Source organism: Nocardia sp. NBC_01377 (assembly GCF_045040005.1).
In the GTDB taxonomy this organism is placed as follows: domain Bacteria; phylum Actinomycetota; class Actinomycetes; order Mycobacteriales; family Mycobacteriaceae; genus Nocardia; species Nocardia noduli.
The window spans coordinates 182185-195935 of record NZ_CP109566.1; the positions used below are offsets into that span (position 1 = coordinate 182185).

The following is a 13751-nucleotide window of genomic DNA, read 5'->3' on the forward strand; positions in this document are numbered from 1 at the left end:
GTGCCGATCGCCCGCGCCGCCCGCCCGCGAGGGCGATTGCCCAGCTATCGGAATTTATTTGCGTAACCCGGTTACTCGAGGATAAAGTGACCTGAGACACATCGACTCGCGGTTGCTGTAAGCCGGTCACAGAGGGGCGGAACGCCCAGAAGTAGGCACGATCATTGGTGTTCGGTCGCAGGTTGTTTCGGGGGTTCTCGGCCGTGGTGCTCGCTCGCGGAGGGCGGCGCACACCGCTCGGAGTGCGGGCGAGGCTGCTCGTCATCGTGCTGATCCCCAGCATCGCGCTACTCGGCGTCGGTATCGGCGCGGCGGTGTACCTGATCCAGGACGGACGTAAATCCAAGGATTGGGCGGAGTTCGCGGGCGAGACGACCACGCCCGCGATCACCATGATCGAGGCGTTCCAGTCCGAGCGGGCCGCGACCATGCTCGTGCCGGCCGGTGACGAATCCGCGAACAACACCCTGGTCACCGCCAGGAAGAATTCCGACAGCGCGCTGGCGTACCTGCTCACCTACAGTCAGACCTCGGCCGAGGTGCGGCCCGAACTCGCCGACGACATGTCCGGTATCGATCAATTGCTCCGGTCGATGCCGATGCTGCGCGGCGGAATCGACGCGCGTGCGCTGCCGTCGGAGCAGGTTTTCGGCGCGTTCAGCGCGATCATCGACACCATCGTTTCGGGAAATCTGATCGCCGCGACGGTCGCGCCCGACGCCGCCATCGCGGTGGACATGGTGCGCGGGATCCCGATGCTGCGCGCCGCGGAGGCGATCTCGAAGGGGCTCAGCATCGGGTCGACCGCGTTGATCACGAATCGGATCACCCCGGTTCAATTCGCCGATTTCACACGCAATATCAGCGACGCCCGTGCCGAACTGATCTACGCGAACGCGATCCTGACCGGGCAGCGGCGGGCTCGGCTCGGTGCGATCGCCGACAGTCGGGCATGGCAGCAGCTCGTCGCGATGGGCGACGCGCTCATCGCTCGCGGTGTGATCGCCGCGCCGGACACCACGGTGGCCTCGTCGGACGACCCCGTCGGTGGTCGCGCGTCGACCACGAACACCACCCGGCGGGCCACCGCGCCCGCTCCGGCGGACCTCCCGCTGAGCATCGGCGAATGGACGAACGCCACCACCGAAATCCGTAAACCCGGTCGGCGCTGGCGTAATCCGGTGCCGCTCATCGACGTGGTCCGGGGTTCGGTGGCGGAGAGTCTCGACTACACCCGGATCAACACCGGAAAGCTTCCGGATCTGCGGATCACCGGCGGCGCGGTGGCCGACGTCATCCATCTCATCGCCGAGCTCACCGATAACGCCACCGCCTTCTCACCGCCGCAGTCGCGGGTCGAGATCTCGGGTAGTCAGGTCGGCAAGGGGGTGGCCGTCGGGGGCGCAGACCAGGGCCTCGGCATGTCGGCGACCGAACTCGCCGAACGTAACGCGCTGCTGACCCAGCCGCCGGACTTCAGCGTCGCCGCGTTGTCGACCGACGCCGGGCTGGGCCTGTTCGTGGTCGCGAAACTGTTACAGCGCCACGGGATCTCGGTGCGGTTGACCGAATCCGACTACGGCGGCATCAAAGCGATCGTGCTGATCCCCAATACGCTCGTCGCCATCGGTGACGACCGATCCGACGAGCGCCACGCCCCGGCCGAGGATTCTCGATCGTCACCCGCTTACGCGTCGAAGTCGATCCCGACATTCGACCCGACGGCGGACTGGACCGTGCATCCGTCGCAGGAGAAACCGGCGCTGCCCCGGCGGCAGCGCGCCGCCGAGGAGGCCGCCGCGGGCAGCACCGGCGCGCGGACCGGGTCCGCGCGTTCGCCGCGGCGACGGTCCGCCGACGAGGCCCGCAATCTGATGTCGGCGATCGAGAGTGGTACCCGCCAGGGCCGCACGAATCGGGCCGAGATAGACATACCTATTACGCAGTCCGATCGACAAGAAGGTGCCGGTGACAACCTCCAAGCCCCGTAGCCTCGACTGGTTGCTCGACGATCTCATCGAGCGACTGCCCGATGTCCGTTTCGCCATCGTGTTGTCCACCGATGGTCTGTTGCTCGGCCAGTGCGGGTCGATGGATCAGCCCGACGCGGAGCGTTTCGGTGCGATGGCCTCGACTCTGCACGGTGTGGCACGTAGCGCGGGCGCGCATTTCGACGTCGGTGGTGTGTGCCAGACGGTGGTCGAACTCGACGAGGCGGTGCTGTTCATCACCGCGGCGGGCGAGAACGCCTGCCTGGCCCTGTTGACCGTGGAGACGGCCAATATGGGCATGGTGGCCTACGAGATGAACCAGACCGTGCAACGCGTCGGCGCCCATCTCTCGGTCGACGCGCGTCCGACCCTGGACGAGGTCGGCGCGCGAAAGCCGTGAGCGCGCGGGGTCAGTGCGTGATACCGCCGGTGGCCGGGGTCCAGCCGCGCGTGCCGATCTTGCCGCCGGAGACCTGCGGCCGTTGTATCCGGCGTCGCGCTACGGAGTTGCACGGCCGACCGCGACCGCTTGGCTTCAGGATCTTGTGACGGCAGGCCCGCTTCAGGGACCTGAAGATCGGTCGCGACCGGTTGTTCATCAACCGCGAGTTCCTGACACTGCTGGTGATTCGCTACGTCGATCGCGGCCGTTCTACTTGTCTGTCAGGTCACGGCGCTGGTCGCTCTCTCCGCGATATTCGCCTCCGACGCCATCGCCGCTCCGCCGGTGGCCTCCGTCACGCCACCGTGCTGAGTTCTGGCAGCAGTCGCGCTCCGGTCGACACCGCACGGAGGGTCGACGCCGCCATGGTCCGGCCTCCTCGAACAGTCGCAGACCCGCCGCGCGGATAAGAAATTGCTGTTCGACGCCTAGAACTCGGCGACTCGCTGCGGAACCGCGACCGACGCCGAGCGGTCTCGTGGCGGCCCGGCAGCCGGTCGCCGCGCGGTGTTCGATGAGGCGGGGCGCGGTCGTTGTGTGTGGTCCGCTCGACGCCGAAATCGATAGGGAGCGCGGAAGTGACCGCTCGCGGCGATGTGGATGTCCTCGTCTGCTGTAGTCGAGTGGTCGGGGTTCGAGCGGGGTTCCTGGACAAAAGTCCAGTGCAGTAGGGATGTGCTCGCCGACGACACGGCTTCCGTCGCCGAAGAACTGCGGATTTCCCAGGGGGAGAGGCAGTAGGGGCTACGGACCGAGCGGTTCGTGACCTGCGGTCGGTGAACAGGTTCCTGCAACAGCGGTCGCAGCGGGGTGACCGGCGCGATCACTGCCGATCGCACCCGTCAGCAAATTCCTCGCAGGCGATCGATGGGTCCGCGTCCGGCGGACGTGTCATGTATCTGTGCAGGTGGGAGTGTGTTTTCGTCGATGTCCTCCGCGGGTGCGAAGGTACTCCGGCGCGAGGCGGAAAAGGTGTCACGGATGACGTGAAACTGTGCGCGAGAGGGGACTTGAACCCCTACGTCCGTGGACACCAGAACCTAAATCTGGCGCGTCTGCCAATTTCGCCACTCGCGCTTGATGGTACGACCGTCCAAACTCTACCGGCCTCGACCGCGATCGCGAAGCTCATGTGGCGAGTGTCGTACTCGCCGGTAACCCGACCTGGGATTATAACGGTTTCGCAACGGTCAACATGAGGAGCGCTCATGTTTCGTACGCGTTGGTAACTGAAACGACCTGCGGGTTCAAATATGAGGAAGGGTCATGTTCCTAATAATTCTGGCACTTTCGTACCTGAATACCGAGGGGTAAGAGTGGGGGCCGGGGAGAAACGTGAGGATTTCCTCATGATTCTGTGGAATCCTCGCCCATAACAGGCCTAGAGGTTGCGGAGTAGTGCGAACCGGAGGGAGCGACGCACCGGACAGGGGTGTGTTGCCAGGAGAAGGAAGTCGAAGCGTCTTGACGATCAACGAGAGCACCGAGACCGGGACCGGACCGAGCGCGAAGGCGACCCCCCAGCGGGATGGGGTGCGGGCGCCGCTGTTGGATCGTCTGCTGGACGGAGCGCCCTACGCGCTCGCGTTCGGAGGACAGGGCGCCCAATGGCTCGGCGAATTGGAAGAGATCGGGCGTGACAGCGCGCTGGAGCCGGAACTGACCGACCTGGTCAACGAGGCCGCCGCGATGCTGGAACCCGTCGCGCGGCAACTGCTGGTCGTGCGCCCCGTCGGGTTCGACCCGATCGCGTGGATGCTCGAGGAAGAGCTCGTCGACGCCGATCAGGGTGAGACCTCGGGCGCGCCGTCGGAGGCCGTGCTGCGCAGTGCCGCGGTCTCGATGCCCGGTGTGCTGCTGGCGCAGCTCGCCGCGTTGCGCGCGCTGCGGTTGCAGGGACTCGATCCGGCCGAAAACGCCCCGGTGGCCGTCGTCGGCCATTCCCAGGGACGGCTGGCCGCGGCGGCGGTGGAAACCGGCGGCGCTCGCGACGCGGAACTGCTCGCCATCGCGCAGTTGGTCGGCGCGGCGGGCAGCCTGGTCGCACGGCGGCGCGGGCTGATGCCGGTGGGTGAGCGCTCCTCGATGGTCGCGGTGTCCAATGTCGACCCCGAGCGGCTGCGCGAGGTGCTCGCCGAGGTGTCGGCCGGAGTCGATCCGAACGCCGCGGCGGTGATCTCGATCCGCAACGGACGCAGGCGCGTCGTGCTGTCGGGCACCCCGGCCCAGCTGGACCGGGTTCGTCAGCGCTGCACCGAGATCCACGACGAGCAGACCAAGGCACGCGAGGCCAAGCAGTTCGGCGGCGCGGTGTTCGCCCCCGTCTTCGAGGACCTGCTGGTCGACGTCGCCTTCCACCACCCGGCACTGGCCGAGACGGTGGACGTGGTGACCGGTTGGGCCGGACAGTGCGGGATCGACCAGGAGCTGGCCGCGAGGCTGGCAAAGGAGATCCTCGTCGATCCGGTCGACTGGGTCGGCACCGTGGACGAGGTGGTCGCCGCGGGCGCGGAATGGATTCTGGATCTCGGCCCGGGTGATCTGCTGAGCCGGGTCACCGGCAGTTCGCTGAAGGGGACCGGTGTCGGCATCGTCGCCGCGGCCACCCGCACGGGACAGCGCAGCCTGCTGACCCCGGGCGCCGCGCCCGAGGTCGCCCCCGCGTGGTCGGCGTACGCGCCGCGCCCGGTGCGCCTGCCGAACGGCCGGATCGTCGTCGAGACCTCCTTCACCAAGCTCACGGGTCGTTCGCCGATCCTGCTCGCGGGCATGACCCCGACCACCGTCGACGCGAAGATCGTCGCGGCCGCGGCGAACGCCGGGCACTGGGCGGAACTCGCGGGTGGCGGTCAGGTGACCGAGCAGATCTTCGCCGACCGCGTGGCCGAGCTGAAGACGCTGCTGCATCCCGGGCGCGCGGTGCAGTTCAACTCGCTGTTCCTCGACCCCTACCTGTGGAAGCTCCAGCTCGGCGGTAAGCGCCTGGTGCAGAAGGCGCGCAGTGCGGGCGCGCCGTTCGACGGCGTCATCGTCACCGCGGGTATCCCGGAACTGGAAGAGGCCGTCGCGCTGATCCAGGAACTCACCGAGGTCGGCATCTCGCACGTCGCGTTCAAGCCGGGCACGGTCGCGCAGATCCGCGCGGTGCTCCGCATCGCGGACGAGGTCCCCGACTACCCGGTGATCATGCATATCGAGGGCGGCAAGGCCGGCGGTCACCATTCCTGGGAAGACCTCGACGACCTGCTGCTCGAGACCTACGCGGAACTGCGCAAACGCGCCAACGTGGTCATCTGTGTCGGCGGCGGCATCGGAACGCCGGAACGCGCGACCGAATACCTGACCGGCGCATGGTCGGACGCGCACGGCTACCCGGTGATGCCGCTCGACGGCGTGCTGGTCGGCACCGCGGCTATGGCGACGCTCGAAGCCACGACGGCCCCCGAGGTCAAGCAGTTGCTCGTCGATACCCCCGGCACTCCGGATTGGGTCGGCGCGGGCACCGCGAACGGCGGAATGGCCTCGGGTCGTAGCCAATTGGGCGCCGACATCCACGAGATCGACAACGCCGCCTCGCGCACCGGCCGCCTGCTGGACGAGGTCGCGGGCGATTCCGACGCGGTCGCCGAACGCCGCGAGGAGATCATCGCGGCGCTGAACGCCACCGCCAAGCCGTATTTCGGCGACGTGGCCACCATGACCTACCTGGAATGGCTCGAGCGCTACGTCGAACTGGCCGTCGGCCTCGACCGCCGCAAGGATTTCGACTGCGGCAGCGATATCGGCGACGCCATCATCGACGCAACCCGCTCGGTGTGGCTCGACATCACCTGGCGCGACCGGTTCGCGGAGATGATCCGGCGCACCGAATCCCGGCTCAACCCGGCCGATCGCGGTGAGATCCCCACGTTGTTCGCCGCCGACGACGCCTTCGAGCGTCCGGTCGACGCGATCTGCGCGCTGAAGGAGCAGTACCCGACGGCCGAGCGGACCCTGCTGCATCCGGCGGATGTGCCGTTCTTCGTCACCCTGTGCAAGATCCCGGGCAAGCCGGTCAACTTCGTGCCCGTCGTCGACGGCGACGTGCGTCGCTGGTGGCGTTCGGATTCGCTGTGGCAGGCGCACGACCCGCGCTACTCGGCCGATCAGGTGTGCGTCATCCCCGGCACCGTCGCGGTCGCGGGCATCACCCGCGTCGACGAGCCGGTCGGCGAACTGCTCGACCGCTTCGAACAGGACACCGCGTACTCGCTGGTGCGTTCCGGTGTGGTCCCCGGCCAGGTCGACGCACGACGCGCCGCCGGCGTGACCAGCGGCCCGGTCGACGTGGTGCTGGCCGCGCCCGATGTCGAATGGTCGGGACGCACCACCATCAACCCGGTCCACCGCCTCGGCGCTCCGGCCGAGTGGACCGTGGACAGCAAGGGCGCGGTGCACCCGCGCACCGGTGCGACGCTGGTGGAGACCACCGGTGCCGACGCCGAGAACTCCTACGTCGAATTGAGTGTTCCGCTGCTCGGCCGCGATGCCGTGCGGATCAGGATCACCGTCCCCGCCTCCCTCTACAACGGCGGCGCGCCCGTCATCACCGAGGCCGACGCCGAAACCGCCATGTCCGCGCTGCTCGCCGTCGCGGCGGGGCAGGCGCTGCCCGAGGTCAAGAGCGGCGTCGCCCACCTCAATGTCGCGTGGACCCCGGATCTGATCGCCGACCACGCGGGCGTCACCGGTTCGGGTCTGCCGTCCTCGCTGAGCACGCTCGGCCGGACCGTGCCCGATGTGCTGGTCGGCGCGTGCTGGCCCGCCGTCTTCGCGGTGCTGGGCGCCACCCGCACCGCCGACGGCGCGAGTGTCATCGAGGGCATGCTCGACCTGGTCCACCTCGATCACCGGATCGAACTCGACGGCGAACTGCCCTCCGAGACCAGCGTTCTCGTGGTGCGCGCGACGGCGGGCGAGACCGTCGACACTGATATGGGTCGCGTCGTCGAGGTGACGGTGAAGATCACCGGCATGCTGGACAAGCCCGAGACCGGGCTGTCCATGCCGACCGTCGCCACGCTGACCGAGCGTTTCGCCATTCGTGGCCGCAACGGCGCGGGAGAACTCTCCGATCCGCCGCGCGCGGCGGGCACCGTCTCCGACTCCGCGACCGACACCCCGCGTCGCAGGCGTCGTGATGTCACCATGGTCGCTCCGCGCGCCATGCACGCCTTCGCCGCGGTGTCGGGTGACCACAACCCGATCCACACCAGTGAATCCGCCGCCAGACTGGCCGGACTCGGCAGCCCGATCGTGCACGGCATGTGGCTGTCGGCCGCCGCCCAGCACGCGGTGTCGGCCGTCGATCCGGAGAGCTCGATTCCCGCGCGCACCGTCACGGCGTGGACCACCCGGTTCCTCGGCATGGTCCGTCCGGGCGCGCGGATCGACGTGCGCGTCGAGCGCGTCGCGGTGGACGCGGGCAGCGAGATCGTCGAGGTGTCCTGCCGCACCGGCGGCGATCTGGTGATGACCGCGACCGGTCGCACCGCCGCACCGAAGACCGTCTACGCCTTCCCCGGCCAGGGCATCCAGCGCAAGGGGATGGGTCTGGACGCCCGCACCCGGTCGAAGGCCGCCAAGGAGGTCTGGGAGCGCGCCGACAAGCACACCCGCGAGGCGCTCGGCTTCTCGATCCTCGCCGTGGTCCGCGACAACCCGACCTACCTCAAGGCGCGCGGCGTCGAACACCGTCATCCCGACGGCGTGCTGCACCTGACCCAGTTCACCCAGGTCGCGATGGCGACCCTCGGTGTCGCCCAGGTCGCCGAACTGCGCGAGGCCGGAGCCTTCGTCGAAGGCGCCATGCTGGCCGGACATTCGGTCGGCGAGTACAACGCCCTCGCGGCGGTGGCGGGCGTATTGCCGCTCGAGGCCGTCCTCGAGGTGGTCTTCCAGCGTGGTTCGGCCATGCACGAGCTGGTGCCGCGTGACTCCAAGGGCCGCAGCGACTACCGGATGGCCGCCATCCGGCCGTCGCAGATCGGACTGCCCGACGACGAGGTCATCGACTTCATCACCGGTGTCGGCGAGCGGGTCGGCGAATTCCTCGAGGTCGTGAACCTCAACCTGCGCGGTTCGCAGTACGCGATCGCGGGCACGGTCGCGGGTCTCGAGGCTCTCGAGACCGAGATCGATCGTCGCCGTGCCGAATTCGGTGGCAAGCGGGCCTTCATCCTGGTGCCGGGCATCGACGTGCCGTTCCACTCGACCGTGCTGCGCAAGGGCGTTCCCGAGTTCCGGCACAAGCTCGAGCAGTTGCTTCCGGCGGATCTGCACCCGGAGGTCCTGCTCGGCCGCTACATCCCGAACCTGGTGCCGAGGCCGTTCTCGCTGGAGCGCGCCTTCGTCCAGGAGATCGCGGATCTGGTCCCGTCGGAGCCGCTGGCCGCCGTGCTCGCGGACTTCGACAGCTGGGCGCAGCGCCCGACCGAACTGTGCCGCGTGGTGCTGATCGAACTGCTCGCGTGGCAGTTCGCCAGCCCGGTGCGCTGGATCGAGACCCAGGACCTGCTGTTCACCGATACCGCGCACGGCGGGCTCGGGGTCGAGCGGTTCGTCGAGATCGGTCTCGGCGCGACGCCGACCGTGGCGAACCTGGCGAGCCAGACCCTGAAGCTCCCGAGCTTCGGCACCGCCACCGTCGAGGTGCTCAATATCGAGCGCGAGGCGGGCATCGTCTACTCGACCGATACCGATCCGGCCCCGGCCGACGAGCCGGAGGAGGCCGCCGAGACGGTCGCCGCCGCGGCGGCTCCCGCCGCCGCACCGGTCGCCGTCGCACCCGCGGCCCCGGTCGCGAGTTCCGGCGGACCCCGCCCGGACGACATCGCCTTCACCGCCGCCGACGCCACCCGCGTGCTCATCGCGCTGTGGACCAAGCTGCGGATGGACCAGATCGGTCCGGTGGACACCATCGAGGGTCTGTGCGACGGCGTCTCCTCCCGGCGTAACCAGCTGCTCGTCGACCTCGGCGCGGAGCTGTCGCTCGGTGCCATCGACGGTGCCGCCGACGCCGACATGGGCGCGCTCTCGGCCACCGTGGAACGGCTGGCGCGTACCTACAAGCCCTTCGGCTCGGTGCTCTCCGATTCGATCGGCGACCACCTGCGCAAGGTGTTCGGCCCGTCCGGGCGCAGGCCCGCGGCCATCGCCGAACGCGTGAAGAAGGTCTGGGAACTCGGCGACGGCTGGGCCAACCATGTCACCGCCGAGGTCTCCCTCGGCACCCGCGAAGGCGCCAGCGTGCGCGGCGGCGATCTCGGCGGACTCGTCGGCGGCGCGCTGGGTGACGGCGCTTCGGTCGACGCGGCCATCGACGCCGCGGTGCAGTCGGTCGCGGCCAGGCGCGGTGTGGCGGTCTCGCTGCCCGCGACCGGTGGTGGCGGTGGCGGCACCGTCGACGCGGCGGCGCTGGGTGAGTTCACCGAGCAGATCACCGGGCGCGACGGCGTGCTCGCCAAGGCGGCCAGGGTGATCCTGAGCGAACTCGGCCTGAACGAACAGCTCTCGGCGGTCGAGGCGGCCGACGAATCGCTGGTCGATCTGGTCTCGGCCGAATTGGGTTCGGACTGGCCGCGACTGGTCGCGCCCGCGTTCGACGCCCGCAAGGCCGTTCTCATCGACGATCGCTGGGCCACCGCCCGCGAGGATCTGGCCAGGCTGTGGCTGGCCACCGATACCGACGACGTGGCGATCGACGGTTTCGTCGGCGCGGGCGAAGCGGTTGCCGCGCAGGCGGGCTGGTGGCGCGAGCGGGCCAAGCACGAGGCCCGTTCGGTGTTGGCGGGTGTCTACGGACGCATCGCCGAGGCGGCCGCACAGACCGACGAGCCCGGCGTGTGGTCCTCCGATATCGCGGTGATCACCGGCGCGAGCAAGGGTTCCATCGCGGCGGCGGCCACCGGCCGTCTGCTCGGCGGCGGCGCGACCGTGATCGTCACGACCTCGAGCCTGAACGACGAACGTCTCGCCTTCTACCGCACGCTCTACCGCGAGAACGCCCGCCAGGGTGCCGCGCTGTGGGTCGTGCCCGCGAATATGGCCTCCTACCAGGACATCGACGCGTTGATCGACTGGGTCGGCAACGAGCAGGTCGACAACGCGGGCGGCGCGAAGGTCAAGATCAAGGACGCGATGACGCCGTCGCTGCTGCTGCCGTTCGCGGCGCCGCGGGTCGCGGGCGATCTCTCCGACGCGGGCCCCCGCGCCGAAATCGAGATGAAGGTGCTGCTCTGGTCGGTCGAGCGGCTGATCGGAGGCCTGTCCGCGATCGGCGCCGACCACGATGTCGACGCGAAACTGCACGTGGTGCTGCCCGGTTCACCGAACCGCGGCATGTTCGGCGGTGACGGCGCGTACGGCGAGTCCAAGGCCGCGCTCGACGCCCTCGTCGCCCGCTCGCGGGTGGAGAAGTCGTGGTCCGCGCGGGTGACCCTGGTGCACGCGCTGATCGGCTGGGTGCGCGGCACCGGGCTGATGGGCCACAACGATCCCGTGGTCTCGGTGGTGGAGAAGGCCGGTGTGCACACCTGGTCCACCCTCGAGATGGCCGACGAACTGCTCAAGTGGTGCACCTCGCGTGCCCGCCAGGTGACCACCACCGGTCCGCAGCAGATCGACCTGACCGGCGGTCTCGCCCGGGTCAAGCTCAACCTTCCCGAACTGGCCAAGCAGGCCGCCGAGGAAGCCGCCGCGGCGGAGGAGACCGACGAGACGGGTGCCGTGACCATCTCGGCGCTGCCCGCGCCGCCGACCCTCAGTTCGGCGCTTCCCGTCCCCGAATGGGGCGAGGTGACCGCCGATCTCGCCGATATGGTCGTCATCGTCGGCGCGGGCGAACTCGGCCCGTACGGGTCCTCGCGCACCCGCTTCGAGGTCGAGGTCTCCGACGAGCTGTCCGCCGCCGGCGTGCTGGAGCTGGCCTGGACCACCGGCCTCGTCACCTGGGAGCAGGATCCCAAGCCGGGTTGGTACGACGTCGAATCCGGTGATCTCGTGCCGGAATCGGAACTGGCCGAGCGCTATCACGACACCGTGGTCGCCCGTTGCGGCGTGCGCCGCTACGGCGACGACGGCGCCATGGTCGACAACGCCGCGCCGCTGATGACCTCGGTCTTCCTCGATCAGGACCTGGCGTTCACGGTGGGTGGCGAGGCCGAGGCCCGCGCCTTCCACGCCGCCGATCCCGAGCACACCGTCATCACCCCGGTCGCCGATTCCGGCGACTGGACCGTGACACGCAAGGCGGGCACCGAGATCCGGGTGCCGCGCAAGGCGAAGCTCTCGCGCACCGTCGGCGGGCAGATCCCCACCGGCTGGGATCCGACCATCTGGGGAATCTCCGCCGATATGGCGTCCTCGGTGGACCGGGTCGCGCTGTGGAACATCGCCTGCACGGTGGACGCGTTCGTCAGCTCCGGGTTCAGCCCGGCCGAACTGATGAGCTGGGTGCATCCGAGTCTGGTCGCCAACACCCAGGGCACCGGCATGGGCGGGATGTCCTCGATGCGCTCGCTCTACGTCGACAACCTGCTCGGCGAGCCGCGCCCGAACGACATCCTGCAGGAGGCGCTGCCGAACGTGGCGCTCGCGCACGTGGTGCAGTCCTACGTCGGCAGCTACGGCGCGATGGTGCATCCGGTCGCGGCCTGCGCCACGGCGGCGGTATCGGTCGAGGAAGGCGTCGACAAGATCCGGCTCGGTAAGGCCGAGGTCGTGGTCGCCGGCGGTTTCGACGATCTCGGTATCGAGGGCATCGTCGGCTTCGGCGATATGTCGGCCACCGCGGATTCGGCGGTCATGAGTGCCAAGGGCATCAGTGACAGGTACTTCTCCCGCGCCAACGACCGTCGTCGCGGCGGATTCGTGGAATCGCAGGGTGGCGGTACGGTTCTGCTCGCCCGCGGTGACGTCGCGCTCGAACTCGGCCTGCCCGTGCTCGGTGTGGTGGCCTACGCGCAGTCCTTCGCGGACGGCGTGCACACCTCCATTCCGGCGCCCGGACTCGGCGCGCTCGGTGCGGGTCGTGGCGGACGGGAATCCCGCTTCGCGGCCGACCTGCGCAAACTCGGTGTGGGCGCGGACGATATCGCGGTGATCTCCAAGCACGACACCTCCACCGCGGCCAACGATCCCAACGAGTCCGAACTGCACGAGCGGCTCGCGGCGGCCATCGGACGCACCGAAGGCGCTCCGCTGTTCGTCGTCTCGCAGAAGAGCCTGACCGGACACGCCAAGGGCGGCGCGGCCGCGTTCCAGCTCATCGGCCTGTGCCAGGTGCTGGAACAGGGTGTGGTGCCGCCGAACCGGAGTCTGGACTGTGTGGACGAGAAGATGCGGGAATACCCGCATCTGGTGTGGGCGCGCGAACCGCTGCGCTTCGGCGACAAGTTCGGGCTGAAGGCGGGTCTGGTGACCTCGCTCGGCTTCGGGCATGTCTCCGGACTGCTCGCGGTGGTACATCCGCAGGCGTTCGTCGCGGCGATCGAGCCGGGACGGCGTGAGGAGTACCAGCGCCGGGCCGAGCAGCGTCAGCTCGCCGGACGGCAGCGTTTCGCCGAGGCCATGTGCGGCGGCACACCGCTGTACGAGCGTCCCGCGGATCGCCGCCTCGGCGGTGAGGGCACGCCCGCGGCCAAGGTTCGCCAGCTCGAAGCGGATATGTTGCTCTCGGCCGAGGCCCGCCTCGCCACGGACGGCACGTACCGGGCGAACGGCTTCGGTGGCAACACAGGTCAACCCGCTGTCGACGGTTCGGCCCCCGTCGGGCCCGCCGCGTCGTAGGCTGCGCGTTCGTGACGATCCTCGGTATCGGTTTGGACTTGGTGACTATCTCCGAGTTCTCCGAACAGCTCGAACGTGCCGGAACCACCATGCTCAGGGAGAGTTTCACCGCCGGTGAACGGCGGTACTGCCAGAGCAAGGGCACCGACCCGGCGCGCAGTTACGCTGCGCGCTGGGCGGCCAAGGAGGCGGTGATCAAGGCGTGGGCGTCGTCTCGCTTCGCCCGCAGCCCGCAGATCGGGGACAACCCGTATCCGCTGATCGAAGTAGTCAACGACGCGTGGGGCAGGCCGAGCATCAAGCTGCACGGCTTGGCCGCCGAATTCCTGCCCCGGGTCAGGGTTCACCTGTCGCTGACCCATGACGGCGATACGGCCGCGGCCATGGTGGTGTTGGAGGATCCGGGCGAGTTGGCCGATCTGATCGAAGGGCGTGCGGGGCTCACCTAGCACCCGTGGCGGAAAGACTCAGGGCGGACCGGATCATCCGGT

The 13751-nt window shown here is 69.0% G+C and carries 4 protein-coding genes and 1 tRNA gene; 4 read left to right on the plus strand and 1 reads right to left on the minus strand.

Annotated features, from left to right (window positions below):
* Nucleotides 1-203: 203 nt before the first annotated feature.
* Both OG225_RS00830 and OG225_RS00835 read left to right on the plus strand, forming a co-directional pair.
* Nucleotides 204-1991, plus strand: a complete 1788-nt coding sequence (locus tag OG225_RS00830; RefSeq protein WP_405179988.1) for a nitrate- and nitrite sensing domain-containing protein — start codon at nucleotides 204-206, stop codon at nucleotides 1989-1991.
* Nucleotides 1969-2391: a roadblock/LC7 domain-containing protein gene (locus OG225_RS00835; RefSeq protein WP_405179989.1), complete on the plus strand. Its 423-nt coding sequence runs from the start codon at nucleotides 1969-1971 to the stop codon at nucleotides 2389-2391. The genes OG225_RS00830 and OG225_RS00835 overlap by 23 nt, the downstream gene beginning before the upstream one ends.
* 1037 nt (nucleotides 2392-3428) lie before the next feature.
* Here the strand turns inward: OG225_RS00835 and OG225_RS00840 are convergent.
* A tRNA-Leu gene (locus OG225_RS00840) sits at nucleotides 3429-3510 on the minus strand.
* Between the two features lie 387 nt (nucleotides 3511-3897).
* On the opposite strand from OG225_RS00840, the gene OG225_RS00845 reads away from it, so the two are divergent.
* Both OG225_RS00845 and OG225_RS00850 read left to right on the plus strand, forming a co-directional pair.
* Entirely contained in the window at nucleotides 3898-13260 is a 9363-nt protein-coding gene (locus OG225_RS00845) for a fatty acid synthase subunit beta domain-containing protein (protein ID WP_405179990.1), read from the plus strand.
* An 11-nt stretch (nucleotides 13261-13271) separates the two neighbouring features.
* Entirely contained in the window at nucleotides 13272-13709 is a 438-nt protein-coding gene (locus OG225_RS00850; RefSeq protein WP_109523943.1) for a holo-ACP synthase, read from the plus strand.
* Nucleotides 13710-13751: the final 42 nt, after the last annotated feature.